Consider the following 18,564-nt stretch of genomic DNA (forward strand, 5'->3'; position numbering starts at 1 on the left):
GGCTCAGTGGGGCGGGGCGGCGGTGACCGCAAGGGGCGGAGACGGGTGGCGCTTGTGCCATTGCTTGAGCACGGCGGTGCGCAGCGACAGCAGCAGCAACCAGCACAGGAAGCCGATGGCCAGCCAGCCGCTCAGGGTGAAAACATCATTGAAGGCGCGCACATTGGCTTCGCGGCGGGCCGTGGTTGCCAGCTGCGCGGTGCCCTGCGCGCTGCGCAGCACCGGGTCGGTGATCTGCGCGGCGTAGATCTGCTGCTGGATGCGCAGGCGCTGCGCGACCACCGGGTCGGCCGGGTCCAGCTGGCTGGTGATCGCACTGGAATACAGCTGCTCGCGGTGCAGCTGGAAGGTGCCCAGCACCGCCGAGCCGGCCAGGCCGCCCAGGGTCTGGGTGATCGACAGGGTGACCAGGAAGGTGATCATGTGGTCCACGCCCTGTTTCAGCGCCGCGGAAATGCCGAGCATGATCAGCGGGCCCATGAACATGCCGGCACCGACCGAGGCCAGGAACTGGCTGATGTAGAAGTCGTGCGGCCGGTCCAGGCTGGTGCGGCTCTGGTCGAAGAACGCGGCGGTGCCCAGCAGCAGGATGGCCATCAGCAGCTGGGCGATCAGCCGCTTCGGCCCGAAGGTGAGCGAGGCACCGGCGATGCCGACGATCACCCCGGCCAGGATCACCACGAACAGCGGGCGCATCTGGTCCGGGCCCATGCCCAGCGTGCGCATCAGGTTGACCACGCCGTAGGACTGTTCGGTGGTGAGGAAGCGCAGCAGGAACGCGCCGACGATGAAGTGCAGCACCGGCAGCGTGGACAGCCAGCGGATCTGCAGCAGCGGGTTGCGCCGGTAGTGTTCGATGACCAGTGCCGTGGTGGCCAGCGCGATCGAAGCGACCAGGGCCCAGCCCAGCCACGGCGTGTTCAACCACCAGCGCGTGTAGCCCTGCGCCAGCACCACCACCAGCAGCGCCACGGCCGGTGCGAGCAGGGCGAAGGTGAGGAAGTCCAGCGGTTCGAACGCCTTGATCTGTATGCCCGGCGGCAGCTTCAGCACCACCACCGCGGCGAACGCGCACAGCGCCAGGCCGGCCTCGAACGAGTACAGCTGGTGCCACTGGCCGGTATCGACCAGCGTCGGCGAGACGATCCAGGCGATCGGCACCGCCAGCTGCGACAGGCCGACACCAATCACCAGCAGGTTGCCGGTGAAGCGCCGCGGCAGCGCCTGCAGCATGTACAGCGTGCCCAGCGTCGAGCACGCCGCGCCGGCAAAGCCGCTGGCCGCGCGGGTCAGCAGCGTGGTCTCGTAGCTGCCGACGAACAGGTGCAGCACCGCCAGTGCCGCATACAGGCCCAGGCCGATCTCGGCGAACAGGCGGATGCCGTACTGCTGGCGGAACTTGAAGGCCAGCAGGTTGGCGGTGACGTTGACCATGGCATAGGCCGCCACCAGCCAGCTGCCCTGGGTGGGCGTCAGCGCGAGCTGGCCCTGCAGGAAGGGCAGGTTGGCGGTGACCAGCGCATTGCCGAGGCCGCCGGTGATGGCCACCAGCAGCGAGACCAGCGCATAGGCCGCGCGACGGTACGGGGGGTGCCAGGGCATCGAGGCCGAACCGGGCATGGTCGGCTTCTCGTGCTCCTCCCAGTCCGGAACCGGCTTGAGATACGGCTGGACCATCAGCGCCCCTGGTTGGCTGCTCCCTGGAGGCCGCCGCGCAGCAGCTGCAGGGCGCGCCCGGCCAGCTGGGCACGCTCTTCGCGGGTCTTGCCGCGCAGGGCTGCGCCCAGCATGCCCGAGATCAGTGAAATATCCGTCTTTTCCAGGTCCGGCCGGCACAGGCCGGCGGCCTTGGCGCGGGCGATCGGCGCTTCCAGCAGGTCGCGCACGGTCTCGCGCGCGATGCGCATGGCGGCCACGTCCGAATCCACCGCGCGCCAGTAGTCGGCCAGCGCCGGCGAATCGATGATGCGCTGGGCCATGCCTTCGAAGACCTCGAACAGGGCGTCGTCGCGGTCGCCCAGCTGTTCCACCTGGCGGCGGATGCGGTCGACGGTCCGCTGCAGCAGCGCCTGGATCAGCGCGGTGCGGTCGGGGAAGTTGCGGTACAGGGTGGCGCGGCCCACCTGGGCGCGTTCGACCACCAGGTCCAGTGGCGCGGTGACGCCGTGTTGGCCGAACACATGGTCGGCGGCATCAAGGATGAGGGCACGGCGGGCAGCAGCATCAGCACGTTGGGTGGTCATGGCTTCATTATCGGACACGTGTGTCCGGTTGGCGAGACGGTGAGTGACGGGAATGTCCGTTTGTTGCTCTACGCACATCTTTGTAAATGCGGCGTGAAGATGATGCCCGTGGGAGCGCGCCCATAAAAAACGGGGGCCATGAGGCCCCCGGGAGAGAACGGCGATGATCGTCGCCAGGAAATGGTTGGCTGGGGTCAGTAGATCCACGCCATGCGTGGATGACCTATCGCATGCGTGGATGCCCGATCAGAAGTACGCGCGGATGCCGAAGGCGACACCACGGCCCGGCAGCGGCGAGTAGTCACGCAGCAGCGAGGTGTGCGGACGCACTTCGCGGTTGGTCAGGTTGCTGCCATCCAGGAACACCTCGTAGCTGTTGCTGTCGCTGCGGTCCCAGCGGTACGCGAAGTGCGCATCGACCAGGGTGTAGCCGTCGCTCGGCTCCTCGTTCTGGGCCACATCCTTCTGACGGCTGTAGCGCACCGCGCCGACCGAGGCACGCCAGCCGTCCTTCGCCCAGCGCAGGTCGGCGCCGACGCGGGCCGGGGCGATGCGCGGCAGGTAACCGGTGTTGGCCAGGTCCACGCTGTAGTTGTGGTTGTGGTCACCGTGCGGCACGGCGATGTCCAGCGTGCGGCTGCCGCTGCCATCCAGCTTGGCCTGCACGTAGTCACCGAACACGCGCAGGTCCCAGTCGCCGGCGTTGCCTTCGAACAGGTGCACCAGCGCCTCGGCCTCGGCACCCTTGAACACTGCATCCTGCTGCGTCCAGGTACGCACCGGCAGGCCTTCGGTGATGCCGGTGTCGGCCAGGTAGATGAAGTCCTTGAACTTCGTCTGGTAGATCGCGGCGGAGAAGTCCAGACGGTCGCTGTGGGTGTGGATGCCCAGCTCGACGCGCTGGCCGCGCTCGGTCTTCAGGTCGGCATCGCCGATTTCCAGCGAACGGGTGGCGATGTGCGCGCCGGCCGCGTACAGCTCTTCATTGGTCGGTGCGCGCTCGGAGCTGTCCACGCCGATGCGCAGGTCGACCGCATCGTTGAGCTTCCAGATGCCGGCAGCGGACAGGTTGGTGGCGTCGAACTTGCGGCGGCGGTAGTCACCGGTCGGGTCCAGCTTGACCTGGTCGTGGCGGCCACCCAGTTCCAGCTTGAACGGGCCGAACTGCTTTTCCTGCAGCACGAACAGGCCTGCGTTCTTCGTGTTGGTGTTCGGCACGAACGCTTCTTCGCCGATGGCGCCGAAATCGCTGTTGCCGAACTGCACGCCGAACGCGCCGTCCCAGCCGCCGATCTGCTGCTGCACGGCTTCCAGGCGGGTTTCGATGCCGCGGTTGGTGAAGCGGGTGGACGGCGTGCCGGCTTCCAGCTCCACGTGTTCGTAATCGGTGTAGGCCACGCGTGCATTGACGTTCTTCAGGAACGAGACCGGGTTGTAGATGCCGGCCTTGGTCTCGAAGCGGTTCTGCACCATGTCGATGCGGACGTCATGCTCGTCGCCTTCCTCCTCCTCGTCGCCATGGTCATGGCCATGGTCGTGGTCATCGCCATCGGCATGCACGTGGGCGCCGTTGGGGATGCCGTAGTTGGTGCGGTAGGTGCTGGCCGACACGCCGAAGTAACCGCCTTCGCCCAGCCAGGTGGCACCCACGCCACCGGCGCGGGTACGGATGGAGCTGTTGTCCAGGCGGCCGCGGCGCGGCTCTTCGCCTTCCTCGCCTGCGTGGTCGTGATCGTGGTCTTCGTGATGGTCTTCCAGGCTGTCGATCACCGCGTAGCCGGGGATGCGGTAGTCATCGCCGTTGCGGACCAGGCCGTCGACGTGCAGCACGACGTTGCCGCTGACGCCGTCGAGGCGGAACATGCCGCTGCGCTCGTCGTTGACCGAGTTGCCACGCAGTTCGGCGCGGCCGCTGAGCGGACGGTCCGGCAGTTCGCGGGCGATGCGGCCATCGACCACGTTCACTGCGCCGCCGATGGCGCCGCTGCCGAACAGCAGGGTAGCCGGGCCCTTCAGCACTTCGATCTGGTCCGCCAGGAACGGCTCGATGCTGGTGGCGTGGTCGGCGCTGACGGTGGAGGCATCCATGTTGCCCATGCCGTTGGACAGCACGGCCACGCGCGGGCCTTCCTGGCCACGGATGATCGGGCGGCCGACGCCGGGGCCGAAGAAGGTGCTCTGCACGCCGGGCAGCTTGGCCACGGTGTCCCCCAGGGTGCCGGCCTTCTGCTCGTCCAGGCGCTCGCCGGCCAGCACGTCCACCGGCCGGGCCAGCGACTCGGCATCGCCCTGCAGCGGCGAGGCGGTGACCTGCACCGACGACAGCTCGGTCAGGTGGCGGTCACGATGGGTGTCCTGGTCGGCGGCGGCAAACGCGGCCGACGGCAGCAGGGCGGCGAGGGCCAAGGCCAGGGAATGCGGCTTGAAACGTGGGTGGTGAGAGGGCATCCGGTGCTTCCTTTGTTACATTGTATCAATCGGGTGGCGCACGTATCCCTTCGTGGGACAGGGGGAGGGAAACCGTGCGGGTCGGGGACAGATGTTATATTATTCCATAACGATTCGCCGACCCTGCTGGAAGTCATGTCCCTGTCCTCCTCCTTCCGCCGCCTGCTCGACCGCTTCGGCGCCACCGGTTCCATGCTGTGCGCCGTGCACTGCGCGGTGATCCCGGTGCTGCTGGCGATCGCCCCTTCGCTGGGCCTCTCGTTCTGGCTGAGCGACGGCGTGGAAATGACCCTGGTCGTGTTCGTGACCCTGCTTGGCCTGTTCAGCCTGGTCATGGGCTACCGCCGCCATGGCGCCCTGCGCGCGCTGGGTTTCCTGCTGCCGGGCCTGGTCGCCCTGTGGGCAGGCGTGCTGGTCGATGCGTTGCACCACAACGCCGTGCCGCACGCGGTGGTGATGACCCTCGGCGGCCTGCTGGTGGGCGTGGCCCACCTGGTCAACCTGCGCCTGAACCACGTCCACGTCCACGACGCCAGCTGCGCGCACTAGGCGCGTCGTGTTAGGCTTTCCGATCGTGCGCGGGGGCGTCCAGCAAGACGGCCCCGCCGAACCCGTGTCAGCACGGGGTAACCAGATTTCACACTTTAGGAGTTGAAGACATGGGTAAGGGTGACCGCAAGACCGCCAAGGGCAAGCGCTACAACGCCAGCTACGGCAATGCCCGTTCGCACACCGCGAGCAAGGTCGCTGTAGGCGCCGGTGCCCCGGTTGCCAAGAAGACCGTGGCCAAGGCTCCGGCCAAGAAGGCTGTGGCGAAGAAGGCTGCTGCCAAGGCCTGATCCGGCCGGGTAAGTGGTCCAAAGAAAAACGCGGCGCCTGGCGCCGCGTTTTTTTGTGCCCGGCATTCTTCCTGCCGCTGCGCTCGCCGGGCATGGCCCGGCGCTACCTCACCGCCCCGGCGGCCGTTGGAATCAACGCAATGTCTTCTGCAGCGTCTCGGCGTTGCCATCATTCGGCGCGGCCGGCACCTGCAGCAGCTGCGCCAGCAGCGGATAGACATCGACGTTGTCGAAGCCATCGATCACCAGCCCCTGGCGGAACGACGGACCGCGTGCGACGAACACGGCGCGCATCGAGGGCAGGGCGTTGTCATAGCCGTGCGAGCCACGATCCTGGTGGGTGCGCGTGCTGATCCGCTCGGCGCGCAGTGCGTCCCAGCCCTCATCCATCTGGCAGACGATGGGCGGCACGCGCGGGTGCGAACCGTAGTGCCAGCGCGCCGGCAGCGATTCCTTCTTCCAGCATTCGTAGTGGGCGTGGCGACCGAGCAGGGCGCGCTCGGCCTGCGCCTCGCGGCCGGCGACCGGCGCGAAACCGACCGACTGGCCCTGGCTGACGTTGCGCGCGATGGACGGATCGGCCATCGACTCGGTGGACACCACATGGCCCTCGGCCACGCTGGCCATGCCGTGGTCGGAGACCACGATGACGTTGGTGGTGGCCGCCAGCCCGCTGGCTTCCAGGCCATCCAGCACCTGGCCGACGATCTCATCCGCCTGCACGATCGCATCGCGGTACTCGGTCGAATCGGGGCCATGGTTGTGGCCGGCCTTGTCGACGTTTTCCATGTACAGGGTGGTCAACCGCGGTGCATCGGCATCGGTCTGCGCCAGCCATTCCAGCACCGTACGCGCGCGCTGCTGCAGCGGTTCCTTGCTGTTGTAGACCTGCCACTGGCTGGGGCGGGTCCCGTCGATCTCGGCTTCGCTGCCCGGCCAGGACGTGGTCGCGGTGCGCACGCCGACCTTCTCGGCACCGACCCAGATCGGCTCGCCGCCCCACCAGCCACTGTTGGTCACTGCGTCGCGGTCACCCAGGCTGAAACGGCCCAGCTGGGCATCGTCCATGCTGTTGTTGACGATGCCATGGTGGTCCGGGCGCAGGCCGGTGACGATGGTGTAGTGGTTGGGGAAGGTCAGCGACGGATAGGACGGCGTCATCCAGCGCGCACGCACGCCGCCATCGATGATGCGCTGCAGGTTTGGAGTGAGCCCCCGGTCCAGCGCATCGGCACGCAGGCCATCGATGGAGATCAGCAGCAGTTTCGGCGGCGGCGCGTCGGCGCGCGCAACCGGCGCGGACGAAGAAGGCGTGGTCGTGCAGGCCGCCAGGGGCAGCAGCAACGCCAGCGAGCAGGTCAGGCGTACGGAAGTCATCGCGACATCATAAGCGCGCGCAATGACGCACCCAAGACACGGCGCGCAGAAGCGCGCCGTGTCCACGCATTTTTGCGCGTCCGGACACAGTAGAGCCACGCCATGCGTGGATGATTCATTCGATATCTGACAGATGTGCCGACCAACGGTCGGCACCCACTACCAGCAGTTCCCATCAGCCGCGTGGACCTGTCGAAGGCGGGGCACTGTGGGTTTGCGGGGTGTGAGCGGCATGGATGCCGCGACCAAGCCCCCATGGACGGGTTTACGGCGTCCCCGCAAACCCACAGTGCCCCGCCATCCCACGGAATGCCCGCTCTGGCCTTGGCTTTGGCCGTTGCCGTTGCATTGAGCGGGTGCAGGGCGCAGCCCTGCCGGCCCCCACCCTCAAGCAAACAGCGGTGCCTGCCGCTGCTCCAACCGCAGCAACGCCGCCTTGGTCTCCAACCCACCCCCAAACCCGGTCAACGCACCATTGCTGCCAATCACCCGATGGCACGGCAGGATGATCGGCAACGGATTACGCCCATTCGCCGCGCCCACCGCACGCGTCGCCGTCGGCTGGCCCAGGTGCTGCGCCAGCTGCAGGTAACTCCAGGTCTGCCCGAACGGAATCAGCGCCAACGCACGCCACACCCGCAGCTGGAATGGCGTGCCCTGCGGTGCCAGCACCAGATCGAAGGTGCTGCGCTCACCGTGCAGGAACTGCAGCAGCTGCTCGCGCGCCGCCGGCAGCGCATCCGGTGAATACAGCCAGTCGCCGCGGCCGCGCGCTGGGTGGCGGTTTTCCGGGAACAGCACGTGGGCCAGGCCACGTTCGTCACCAGCGATGGTCAGCTCGCCGATCGGGCTGTCGAAACGATCGAACAACAAGGTCATGTCGGTTCTCCAACAAAAGTGCCGGACAGGTGCCACAGGTGCAGCACCGCATAGGCGCGCCAAGGCCGCCAGGGTTGCGAACGCGCCTCGGTGGCACGTTCGCTCAGGCGCTGGCCCTGCGCATGGCCGAGCACCTGCTGCAGCACCAGGTCACCGGCGGGGAAGGCATCGGGTTGGCCCAGGCCGCGCAGGGCGATGTACTGCGCCGTCCACGGCCCGATACCGGGCAGGGCCACGCAGCGGGCGACGAAATCCTCCAGCGCCTGGCCGGGGCCGAAATCCAGTTCACCACCGGCACAGGCTGTCGCCAGCGCCCGCACAGTGGCCGCACGCGTGCGCGGCAGGCCGATCGATTCCAGCGGTGCCTCGGCCAGCACCTCCGGTGCCGGAAACTGGCGGTCGAACTCGGCCGGCATGCCGGGCAGGTGCGCACCCCAGGCATCGACCAGGCGACGCGCGAAGGTTGTGGCCGCCGCGACGGTCACCTGCTGACCCAGCACCGCGCGCACGGCTACTTCAAAACCATCCCAGCCACCGGGCACGCGCAGGCCGGGCCGCTCGGCGATGCCGCGTGCCAGCAGCGGTTCGTCGGCCAGGGCCGCGTGCACCTGCTGCAGGTCGGCATCGAGGTCGAACACCCGGCGCACGCGGCGCACGATGTCCGGAATCAGCCGCGGATCGACCGCGCCCAGCTGCAGGCGCAGTTCCGGGCGCTTCGGGTCGGCGGTCACCCGCAGCAGGGTGGGGCGTTCGGGCGTACCGAGCACGCGCTGGTAGCTGTCCTCGCCGATCAGTTCGATGCCCGGCAGGCTGCGCTTGCGCAGGAAGGCGAGCATGCGCGGGAAATCCAGCGGCGGGCGATAGCCCAGTCGCAGCACCAGGCTGCCATCGTCGGCGGCCGAGGGAGTGTGCTGGCGGCGCAACGCGGTCGGCGCCATGCCGCAGCCCTGCAGGAAGGCCGTGTTGAAGCGGCGCAGGCTGTTGTAGCCGGCGGCCAGGGCAACGTCGGTGACCGGCAGGGTGGTTTCGGTCAGCAGCTGCTTGGCCAGCAGCAGGCGATGGGTGGCGTGGATCTGCCCGGGCGTGGCGCCCAGGTGTTCGACGAACAGGCGCTGCAGCTGGCGTGCGCTCACGCCCAGTTTCGCGCCGAGTTCGGCCACGGCCTGGTCCTGCAGGAAGCCGCCATGGATGAGCGCCAGGGCGCGCTGCACGGTCTGCCCGGCGAGGGCCTGCTGTGCCTGCGGGGCGAGTTCGGGACGGCAGCGCAGGCACGGTCGATAGCCGGCGGCAGCGGCTGCGGCGGCGGTCGGGTAGTAGCTGATGTTGCGCGGCTTCGGCGGCGGTGCCGGGCAGACCGGGCGGCAGTAGATGCCGGTGCTGCGCACGGCGGTGAAGAACACGCCGTCGAAGCGCGCGTCGCGGGCCAGGCGGGCGCGGTCGCAGGCGGCGTGGTCGAGGGTGGGGGCGGTGTCCATGGCGCCAGTCTAGGGCGGGGCGGGGGGAGATACTCGCCGGATTCGGACATGGATGTTGTTGGGGGTTTCGGCAGGGCTTGCAGCCCTGCACCCGCAAGGTCAACGTCAACTTCCAGGTCAAAAGCTGGCAGTCCGTGGGATGGCGGGGCGGTGTGGGCTGGCAGGACACGCCGTAAACCCGTCCATGGGGGCTCGATGGCGCCATCCATGGCGCCAACGGTCCTGCCAGCCCACACCGCCCCACCTCTGACAGTTGGCCGCGGCTGTTGGAACCTGCTGCTGGTGGGTGCCGACCGTTGGTCGGCACGGGGTCGGATCCGTTTTCCGCAGGAAAACGGCTCTGACCCCTGGTGGCTGGGTCTGTGGGGACGGGGCGGCGCCTTGGTAGGTGTCGACCGTTGGTCGACACGCCTTTGCTCTGCCTTTGGTAGGTGTCGACCGTTGGTCGGCACGCTTTCCCCCCAGGGTCAGAAGGGGTTCAGTGGCGCGCGCTGAATGCGCGGCGGGGACGGGTAGACTGGGGGTCTTGTTCCCATGAAGCCCGGTTGCCCGATGTCCGTCAGATTCCGCTGGTTGCCCCTGTTGTGCCTGGCCCTGGCGGGCTGCAGCCAGCTGGAGAACCCTGGCAACGTCACTGCCGCCGACAAGGCGACGCGGGCGCCGGCCAGCGATGGCGAGAACATGGTGTCGATCAATGCGGCTGACGCACCGCCTCCGCCGGTGGCGCCGCCGCGCAGCCGGGCCGATCGGCCGTGGCCGCAGGCGCAGCTGGAAAACGGCCAGGCCTGGGTCAGCTGCGGTACCGACTACGCCGCCGATGGCGGGGATGGCGTTGTACTGGAAGGCCTGCAGCGCGAGCAGATCGAGCAGGCCATGCAGCCCTGTGCCGAGCGCGGGCTGCTGCGCGTTCGCTACCACGGCAAGATCAACCCCGGCTTCGCCGAGATGATGTGGCGGCTGGCGGTGGTGGCCGATGCGTTGAAGATCCACAAGCGCATCCTCGATCTCGATTCCAGCGGCGGCCAGGTTGAATCGGCCATCGTGGCCGGCGACAGCATCGGTGAGTCGGGCTGGACCATCTGGGTACGCGAGGGTTCCATCTGCCACAGCGCCTGTGTGTTCGTGCTCGCGGCCGGCGACAACCGGCTGCTGTCGGGCAAGGTCGGCATCCATCGCATGATGCGTATCAGTTCCAAGGCCACCTCGCGCGCCGAGCTCAACCGCGAGCTGCACGAGGTCTACGACAATGTGAAGGATTACCTGCAGCGCAACGGCGTGGCGGTGGGCGTGGCCGACCTGATGATGACCGTGCCCAACCGCAGCCTGCGCCTGCTCACGCCCGACGAGCTGCGCCAGTACGGCCTGGACGGGACCAACGCGGTGCAGGACGATCTGGAGCGGATCAAGCAGATGCGTGCCTGTGGCGATGATTTCGTGCAGCGCAAGGATGCCTTCCTGGTGGCCTTCGACCAGCAGTGCAAGCGCGAAGGCGCGGACATGGAATCGATCAACAGCTGCGGCCAGGCGCTGAAGCAGCGCTTCGGCTTCCCCGACGAGGTGTGCCCGGAAGAGAGCCCGCTGTCGGAAATCGATGTGGCGACCCTGCCGCCGGCCCCGCCGGAGAAACCGCCGGTGGCCGAACAACCGGCCGCCGAAGGGGCCGCGCCGGCCGCGCAGGGCGATGCCGCGGCCGTGGAAGCCAGCGCCCCCGCGCGCTGACGGCGTACTCACCGGGCTGAAGTAGACTGCGGTTCTTACCCTTGAACCGGCGGTGTCCATGAAGCGCGTGCGTTTGCCGAAGTTCCTGCTGTTGTCCCTGCTGCCGTTGACCGCGCTGGCGCAAGCCCCGGCACCGGCCACGCCCGCACCGTCCCCGTCACGCCCGGCGCCTGCGACCCCGGCGGCTGCCAAGCCGGCCACCGCCGCACCCGCGGCCCCGGCGCTGACCGCTGCGCAGCAGGCACAGGTGCAGAAGCAGGATGCGGACATGAGCGCTGCGGCACTGAAGGCCGCGCAGCTGGTGGACAGCAACCGTGCCGGTGAGCTGTGGGACGGTGCCTCGGCCGTGGCCCGCCGCGCGGTGCCCAAGGCGGCGTTCGTCAGCCAGCTGGCCGCCGATCGCACCCGCCTTGGCACCATGAACGGCCGCGGCCAGCCCACCATCACCCGGGTCAAGTACGCCGCCGGTGCCGCCGTGCCGGAAGGCCTGTACATCAATGTCAGCTTCCCGACCCGCTTCGCCAACAGCGCGCAGCCGGTGCGCGAACTGGTCTCGTTCCGTTTTGACGAGGACCAGACCTGGCGCCTGGCCGGCTACAGCCTGCGCGCGTCCGCGCCCTGACGGAGAACCGCGATGGCCACTGAGCTGACAATGCTGGCCTGGGCGATGCTGCTCGGCTTTGTGTACATCTTTGCCGCGTCCGCCGTGGTCACCCACGAGCGCGGCATGAAGTGGAACGCGTCGGCACGCGATGCGCCCGACGTGCCATTGAGCCCGTTGGCGGGCAGGCTGAAGCGGGCGCAGGCCAACTTCTTCGAAACCTTCCCGTTCTTCGCTGCCGCCGCGATCGCGGTAGTGGTGGCCGGGCGCAGCAACGAGACCACGGTGCTGGCCGCGCAGGTCTATTTCTGGGCGCGGGTGGTCTACCTGCCGCTGTACGCGGCAGGCGTGCCTTACGTGCGCAGCCTGGTCTGGGTGGTCTCGATCGTGGCCATCTTCAAGCTGGTGTTCGCACTGCTCTGAAGCAGGCGTGGGCCTGATCCAGATCAAGGCCAGTCATGCGCCTGGCGCTATGCTGGGGGCGACTGGAATCAACGGCAGGAGGCGCGGATGCGCAGGATGGACGTGGTGGTGGTCGGTGCGGGCCCGGCGGGCCTGTGCTTTGCGCGTGCGCTGGCCGGCAGCGGCCTGCAGGTCGGCCTGGTCGAGGTGCAGCCGCGCCAGGCGCTGGCCCAGGCGGCCTTCGATGGCCGCGAGATTGCCCTGACCCATGCGTCTCGACAGAGCCTGGAACAGCTGGGCCTGTGGCAGCGCCTGCCCGAAGCCGAAATTTCCGAGCTGCGCGATGCGCGGGTGCTGAACGGCGGTTCGCCGTTCGCGCTGACCTTCGCCAGTGGCCAGCGCGATGGCCAACCGCTCGGTTGGCTGGTGCCCAACCACCTGATCCGCCGCGCGGCCTGGGAGGCGGTGCAGGGCCAGGCCGGGCTGGAGCTGTTTGACGGCCGCAAAGTGCTGGCCGTGCAGGCCGACGCCCAGGGCCACGTGGTCACGCTGGATGACGGCAGCGAACTGCATGCCCGCCTGCTGGTCGCCGCCGACAGCCGCTTCTCCGCCACCCGCCGCATGCTCGGCATCGGCGCGCAGATGCGCGACTTCGGCAAGTCGATGCTGGTCTGCCGCATGCAGGTCGAGCGCGACCACCATCACGCCGCGTGGGAATGGTTCGGCTATGGCCGCACGATGGCGCTGCTGCCGCTCAACGAAGGCCAGGCCTCGGCGGTGATCACCCTGCCGCCGCGGCAGATCGAGGAGTTGCTGGCAATGGACGAGGTGGGCTTCGGCGAGGCCATCACCGCGTGCTTCGAGCATCGCCTGGGGCAGATGCAGCCGGTGGCCACGCCCAAGGCCTATCCGCTGGTGGGGGTGTACGCGCACCAGTTTGTCGGCGAGCGTTCGGCGCTGATCGGCGATGCCGCCGTGGGCATGCACCCGGTCACCGCGCATGGCTTCAACCTGGGTTTGGCCAGTGCGCAACGGCTGGCGCAGGGCATCCTGGCGCAGCAGCGGCGGGGCGCGGACATCGCCGCGGCCGACATGCTGGCGCGGTACCAGCGCGGCCATCGGCTGGCGTCGCGGCCGCTGTACGAGGCCACCAACGCCATTGCCAGCCTGTATACGGACGATCGCCGGCCGGCACGCCTGCTGCGCGCGGCCGGGCTGCGGGTGGCGCAGGGCGTGGCGCCGTTCCGGCAGCTGATCGCCGCGCACCTGACCCAGCGGGTGGCCTGAACCGGCTGGGCGTGCCTGGATCAGCCGGCGGCCAGCACCCGGATCTGGCTGTCGGCGAATTCAACCACCTGGCCTGCGCGGATCTTGCAGGCCTTGCGCAGCTCGACCTCGCCATCGACCAGCACCTGGCCCTCGCTGATGACCATCTTGGCCTCGCCGCCGCTGGTGACCAGGTCGGCCAGCTTGAGCAGCTGCTTGAGTTCGACGTACTCGCCGTCGAGGTCGAATTCGAGGATCTGCATGGTGGGGTATCCTTGGTAAGCGGGCGGGAAGGGCGCGTATTGTGCGCCAGCGCGACCCGGAAGGGGATGCGAATGGTTTCCTGTACGCATGGTTCAGGGAGAGTGCGGTATCATTCCGCTCTGAGTGAGTGAAATCTCCTCCGACCGAGCAGCGCCAGGGCACGCGATAAGAAGGGCGCCCAAAGCGCGGACCATCCCTTTTTTATCGCACTGCCATGCAGATGGCCGTGCCTTTGGAGTTCCCCATGTCCCAAGATTCCCAAGCGCCGCTGCAGTTCGCGCAGCTCGGCCTGTCCGAGCCCGTGATGCAGGCCGTCAGCGCCATCGGCTATGAAACCCCGTCGCCGATCCAGGCCGCCACCATCCCGGCGATGCTGGAAGGCCGCGACGTGCTGGGCCAGGCGCAGACCGGTACCGGCAAGACGGCGGCTTTCGCCCTGCCGGTACTGTCCAACATCGACCTGCAGCAGATCAAGCCCCAGGCCCTGATTCTGGCGCCGACCCGCGAGCTGGCCATCCAGGTCGCCGAGGCCTTCCAGTCCTATTCGTCGAAGATCCCCGGCTTCCGCGTGCTGCCGGTGTACGGCGGCCAGCCCTACGGCCAGCAGCTGTCGGCCCTGCGCCGCGGCGTGCACATCGTGGTCGGTACCCCCGGCCGCGTCATTGACCACCTGGACCGCAGCACCCTGGACCTGTCCGAGCTGAAGACCCTGGTGCTGGACGAAGCCGATGAAATGCTGCGCATGGGCTTCATCGACGACGTCGAAGCCGTGCTGAAGAAGCTGCCGGAGCAGCGCCAGGTGGCCCTGTTCTCGGCCACCATGCCGCCGCAGATCCGCCGCATCGCCCAGACCTACCTGCAGGATCCGGTCGAAGTCACCATCCAGGCCAAGACCACCACCTCGGCCAACATCCGCCAGCGTTACTGGTGGGTGAGCGGCATGCACAAGCTGGACGCGCTGACCCGCATCCTGGAAGTCGAGCCGTTCGACGCGATGATCATCTTCGCCCGCACCAAGGCCGGCACCGAGGAACTGGCCGGCAAGCTGCAGGCCCGTGGCCTGGCCGCTGCCGCCATCAACGGCGACATGCAGCAGGCCCAGCGTGAGCGCACCATCGCCATGCTGAAGGAAGGCAAGCTGGACATTCTGGTGGCTACCGACGTGGCCGCCCGTGGTCTGGACGTGGAGCGCATCAGCCACGTGCTGAACTACGACATCCCGTACGACACCGAAAGCTACGTGCACCGCATCGGCCGTACCGGCCGTGCCGGCCGCAGCGGCGAGGCGATCCTGTTCGCCACCCCGCGCGAGAAGGGCATGCTGCGCCAGATCGAGCGCGCCACCCGCCAGCCGATCGAAGAAATGCAGCTGCCGAGCGTGGAAGCGGTCAACGACACCCGCATCAACAAGTTCACCTCGCGCATCAGCGAAACCCTCGGTGCCGGTGGCCTGGACTTCTACCGCCAGCTGCTGGAACGCTTCGAGAACGAGCAGAATGTGCCGGCCATCGAAGTGGCGGCTGCCCTGGCCAAGATGCTGCAGGGCGATACTCCGTTCCTGCTGCAGCCGCCGGTGCGCGCGCCGCGTGAAGAGCGTGCGCCGCGTGAGCGTTTCGACCGTGGCGACCGTCCGGAGCGTGGCGATCGCTTCGACCGCAACGAGCGTGGCCCGCGCTTCGAGCGTGGCCCGCGCCGTGAAGACGGCGAGGGTGGCTTCGAGCAGCGCCCGCGTCGTGACGTGCCGCCGCGCGGTGCGCCGGAGCAGGGCATGGAGACCTACCGCATCTCGGTCGGCCACCAGCACGGCGTGAAGCCGGCCAACATCGTCGGCGCCATCGCCAACGAAGCCGGCCTGGAAAGCCGTTTCATCGGCCGCATCGACATCCACGACGACTTCTCGCTGCTGGACCTGCCGGCGCAGATGCCGCAGGACGTGCTCTCGCACCTGCAGAAGGTGTGGGTGTCCGGCCAGCAGCTGCAGATGCGTGCGCTGGCCCCGGGTGAAGACACCAACCCGGCACCGCGTCCGTTCAAGCCGCGCTTCGACAAGCGTGGTCCGGGTGGTCCGGGCGGTCCGCGCCGTAGTGGTCCGGGCGGCCCGGGTGGTCACGGTGGTCCGGGTGGCGACCGCGGCGGTGACCGCGACAGCCGTCCGCCGCGTCGTGACGGCTTCAAGCCGCGCGGCCCGCGCAGCTACTGATCCACCGCGACGTGCCTGAACAACGCCAGCCCCCGGGCTGGCGTTGTCCGTTTCGGGCCACAGAAAGGGGGGCGGAGGGGATTGAATCGATTCAATCCCCTCCGCCCGCCTTCCCGTGGTCCGGCTTCGCATGGTCCACACATGGGCAGCCATAGGCTGGCATAGTTGATCAAGGAGGTTGTCACGGCACATTCGGGGGGATCCGGGATGGGTAGAGGCAAGGAGCAGCATCGGCGGCGGGTACCGATGACCCGTGGTCTGTGGGTGCGGTTTGTACTTCTGACGGGCATGGCGATCGGACTGGTCGGCCTGTCCGCGTTGATCCAGGAGCTGCAGGCGGCGTCCACCGCCTGGATTGCGGGCCAAGGGCACTGGTCGCGTGGCCAGCAGGATGCCACCGCCGCGCTCAGCCGTTATCTGGCACGCGGTGATGCGCATGATCTGGACGATGCGCGGCGCGCCCTGCAGGTGCCGCTGGGCGATCTGCATGCGCGCCTGGCCCTGGAACAGCCCGAGCCGGACCTGGCGAAGGCGCGCGAGGGCTTCCTGCGCGGCGGCAACGCACGCGGGGACGTCTCGCGGCTGATTTTCTCGTTCCGTTACGCACGCGACCTCGGCGAGTTCAGTGAAGCCACCCGGTTGTGGCGGCAGACCGACACGCACCTGCTGACCATGCAGGCGCTGATCGACGAACTGGACAAGGTGCCGCCGCAATCACTGCAGCAGCCCCGCGTGCGCGACCACTACATGCAGCGTGTGCACGACGTGGACCTGCAGCTGCAATCGCAGGCCGAAGCATTTTCCCAGGCCCTGCTGCGCATGGCACATACGGTGCGCATCGCCACACTCATCGTCGGCGGCTTCTCCGTACTGATCATCACCCTGATGGCAGTAGCCCTGGCACGCCGGGTCGGCAAGGACCTGACCGAGCATGAAAGCCGCTTCCGCGCGGCCTTCTACCAGGCCAACGTGGGCATGCTGAAGCTGGATGCGGCCGGGCGGGTGATGGAGGCCAACCAGGCCATGGCGGACATCCTGGACTACCGCCGCGACGTGCTGCAGCAGATGGCGCTCGGCGACCTGTTGATGGATGGCGAGCTGGTGCTGGACGCTGACGGTCGCATCGACTGGGATCGCCAGCTGCGGCCGGGCGAACTGCGCTTCCGCCGCCGCGACGGCAGCCTGGTCTGGGGCCGCTGGAGCGGCACCGCCGTGCGCAGTGCCGGCGGCCGGCTGTCGGTGTTCTCCATCATCGAGGATGTCAGCCAGAACCATGCGCTGGCCCGTGAGATCGAGCACCACGCCAGCCACGATCCGCTCACCGGACTGATCAACCGCCGCGAGATCGAGCGGCTGCTGGAACGCGCGCTGCTGCAGGTCCGCTCGGAGGGCGGAACGCATTCGCTGTGCTACATCAACCTGGACCACTTCAAGCTGGTCAACGACAGCTTCGGCCACGCCGCAGGTGACCAGATGCTGCGTGGCTTCGCCGAGTACCTGGTGGGCGCGGTGCGCGACGGTGACTGGGTGGGGCGGCTGGGCGCCGACGAATTCGCGGTGTTCCTCGGCCGGGCCAGCCAGGACGAGGCCAAGCGCGTGCTGCAGCGGCTGATCCGCAACCTGGGGCAGGCCACCTTCCCGATCAGCGAGGGCAGCCCGCAGCTCAGCTGCAGCATCGGCGTGGTGGAAGTGACCGCCGATGCGCCCGACGTGAACTGGCTGATGAGTGCCGCCGACAGCGCCTGCTATGCAGCCAAGCAGGCCGGCCGCAACCGCGTGCACTGTTTCAACGAGGACCGCCTCGCGCTGGACGAACGCCGGCACGAGGCCGAACGCCTGCAGCGGGTGAGCCGCGCGATGGCCGAGAACCGCATGCTGCTGTATGCCCAGCGCATCGCCAAGGTCGGCGATCCCGCCTACCTGCATTACGAGGTGCTGGTGCGCATGCGCGATGCCGACGGCGCGCTGCACCTGCCGGGCCAGTTCATGCCGGCGGTGGAGCGCTATGGCATGGCCATGGCGCTGGACCGCCATGTGCTTGGCCTGCTGTTCCGCCACCTGCAGGTGTGCCCGGCGCATCTACGCCAACTGGGCCTGTGCAACGTCAACGTGTCGGCGCAGTCGATCGCCGAGCCGAGCTTCCTGGCCTTCGTCTGCGACCTGCTGGAGCGCAACCGCGCGCTGGCGGCCAAGCTCTGCTTCGAAGTGACCGAGACGGCGGCGATCAGCAACCTGACGCAGGCGCGGGCGTTCATCGACGCGGTGAAGGCGCGGGGTTGCCGGATGGCGCTGGATGACTTCGGCTCGGGCCTGTCCTCGTTCGGGTATCTGCGGCAGCTGCCGGCGGACATCCTGAAGATCGATGGCGCGTTCGTGCGGGACATGGACACCGATGCGGTGAGCCGGGCGACGGTGCGGGCGATCAGCGAGCTGGGGCGCGAGCTGCAGATGGAAGTGGTGGCCGAGTGGGTGGAGACGGCCGAGGTGGCACAGACGCTGGCCGACATGGGGGTGGAGGGGCTGCAGGGCTATGCGATCGAGCGGCCGCAGCCGTTGGAGCGGTTGACGCTGGCCAACCAGCGGCCGGTGCGGCTGGTCGGCACCCAGGGCCCGCCGGGGTAGGGGGTTTTCTGCAGGGCTTGCAGCCCTGCACCTGCTTCAATTCAGGGCAACGTCAAAAGCCTGCATTCCGTGGGATGGCGGGGCACTGTGGGTTTACGGCGTCCCCCTCAACCGGACCCGCCCCGCCAACCCTCAGAAAACCAGCTTCTGCTGTTGAGGTTGCCGGCCAGCGGCCGGCACTACCGCTTCTGCAGGTGCAGGGCTGCAAGCCCTGCCGTACTACCACCAT

General features: G+C 68.4%; 15 protein-coding genes. 8 read left to right on the plus strand and 7 right to left on the minus strand.

What is annotated here, in order from left to right; translation table 11 throughout:
- Positions 1–3 precede the first annotated feature (3 nt).
- The 3 genes from C1925_RS06995 to C1925_RS07005 all read right to left on the minus strand — a co-directional run bounded on the left by C1925_RS06995 (position 4) and on the right by C1925_RS07005 (position 4,691).
- Entirely contained in the window at positions 4–1,677 is a 1,674-nt protein-coding gene (locus C1925_RS06995) for an MFS transporter (protein ID WP_108768262.1), read from the minus strand.
- A complete protein-coding gene (locus tag C1925_RS07000) occupies positions 1,677–2,243 on the minus strand; it encodes a TetR/AcrR family transcriptional regulator (RefSeq protein WP_108768263.1) in 567 nt (188 codons plus the stop codon). Before C1925_RS07000 ends, C1925_RS06995 begins: the two co-directional genes overlap by 1 nt.
- Before the next feature lie 246 nt (positions 2,244–2,489).
- A complete protein-coding gene (locus C1925_RS07005) occupies positions 2,490–4,691 on the minus strand; it encodes a TonB-dependent receptor (protein WP_108768264.1) in 2,202 nt (733 codons plus the stop codon).
- 135 nt (positions 4,692–4,826) lie between these two features.
- On the opposite strand from C1925_RS07005, the gene C1925_RS07010 reads away from it, so the two are divergent.
- Positions 4,827–5,240 (plus strand): MerC domain-containing protein, encoded by a 414-nt coding sequence (locus C1925_RS07010; RefSeq protein ID WP_079221210.1) that lies wholly within the window; start codon positions 4,827–4,829, stop codon positions 5,238–5,240.
- Between the two features lie 110 nt (positions 5,241–5,350).
- Positions 5,351–5,530, plus strand: coding sequence for a 30S ribosomal protein THX (locus C1925_RS07015; RefSeq protein WP_079221211.1), 180 nt, complete (start codon positions 5,351–5,353; stop codon positions 5,528–5,530).
- A 132-nt stretch (positions 5,531–5,662) separates the two neighbouring features.
- On the opposite strand, the gene C1925_RS07020 is transcribed toward C1925_RS07015, so the two are convergent.
- The 3 genes from C1925_RS07020 to C1925_RS07030 all read right to left on the minus strand — a co-directional run bounded on the left by C1925_RS07020 (position 5,663) and on the right by C1925_RS07030 (position 9,261).
- Positions 5,663–6,907 carry an ectonucleotide pyrophosphatase/phosphodiesterase gene (locus C1925_RS07020; RefSeq protein ID WP_108768265.1) on the minus strand — a complete coding sequence of 415 codons (1,245 nt, stop codon included), beginning with the start codon at positions 6,905–6,907 and terminating at the stop codon, positions 5,663–5,665.
- 387 nt (positions 6,908–7,294) lie between these two features.
- Complete coding sequence (locus C1925_RS07025) at positions 7,295–7,786, minus strand: methylated-DNA--[protein]-cysteine S-methyltransferase (RefSeq protein WP_108768266.1); 492 nt, start codon at positions 7,784–7,786, stop codon at positions 7,295–7,297.
- Positions 7,783–9,261: a DNA-3-methyladenine glycosylase 2 gene (locus C1925_RS07030; RefSeq protein ID WP_108768267.1), complete on the minus strand. Its 1,479-nt coding sequence runs from the start codon at positions 9,259–9,261 to the stop codon at positions 7,783–7,785. Before C1925_RS07030 ends, C1925_RS07025 begins: the two co-directional genes overlap by 4 nt.
- Positions 9,262–9,813: 552 nt before the next feature.
- On the opposite strand from C1925_RS07030, the gene C1925_RS07035 reads away from it, so the two are divergent.
- The 4 genes from C1925_RS07035 (at position 9,814) to ubiM (ending at position 13,270) form a co-directional block, all read left to right on the plus strand.
- Complete coding sequence (locus tag C1925_RS07035) at positions 9,814–10,980, plus strand: hypothetical protein (RefSeq protein WP_108768268.1); 1,167 nt, start codon at positions 9,814–9,816, stop codon at positions 10,978–10,980.
- Between the two features lie 58 nt (positions 10,981–11,038).
- The gene (locus tag C1925_RS07040) at positions 11,039–11,602 is read left to right on the plus strand and encodes a DUF4019 domain-containing protein (RefSeq protein ID WP_108768269.1); all 564 of its coding nucleotides are present in this window, start codon (positions 11,039–11,041) and stop codon (positions 11,600–11,602) included.
- A gap of 12 nt (positions 11,603–11,614) precedes the next feature.
- The gene (locus C1925_RS07045) at positions 11,615–12,004 is read left to right on the plus strand and encodes an MAPEG family protein (protein WP_108768270.1); all 390 of its coding nucleotides are present in this window, start codon (positions 11,615–11,617) and stop codon (positions 12,002–12,004) included.
- 87 nt (positions 12,005–12,091) lie between these two features.
- Positions 12,092–13,270: a 5-demethoxyubiquinol-8 5-hydroxylase UbiM gene (gene ubiM, locus C1925_RS07050; RefSeq protein WP_108768271.1), complete on the plus strand. Its 1,179-nt coding sequence runs from the start codon at positions 12,092–12,094 to the stop codon at positions 13,268–13,270.
- Positions 13,271–13,290: 20 nt separating this feature from the next.
- Here the strand turns inward: ubiM and C1925_RS07055 are convergent, their stop codons facing one another.
- On the minus strand, positions 13,291–13,512 hold the full coding sequence (locus C1925_RS07055; RefSeq protein ID WP_108768272.1) for an RNA-binding S4 domain-containing protein: 222 nt from the start codon (positions 13,510–13,512) through the stop codon (positions 13,291–13,293).
- 245 nt (positions 13,513–13,757) lie between these two features.
- Here C1925_RS07055 and C1925_RS07060 point away from each other — a divergent pair, with 245 nt between their 5' ends.
- Together C1925_RS07060 and C1925_RS07065 are read left to right on the plus strand one after the other, a co-directional pair.
- Entirely contained in the window at positions 13,758–15,713 is a 1,956-nt protein-coding gene (locus C1925_RS07060; protein WP_108768273.1) for a DEAD/DEAH box helicase, read from the plus strand.
- Positions 15,714–15,920: 207 nt separating this feature from the next.
- Complete coding sequence (locus C1925_RS07065) at positions 15,921–18,335, plus strand: EAL domain-containing protein (protein WP_108768274.1); 2,415 nt, start codon at positions 15,921–15,923, stop codon at positions 18,333–18,335.
- The last annotated feature ends 229 nt before the right edge of the window (positions 18,336–18,564 follow it).

The sequence above is a fragment of the Stenotrophomonas sp. SAU14A_NAIMI4_5 genome (genome assembly GCF_003086795.1).
Taxonomy (GTDB): domain Bacteria; phylum Pseudomonadota; class Gammaproteobacteria; order Xanthomonadales; family Xanthomonadaceae; genus Stenotrophomonas.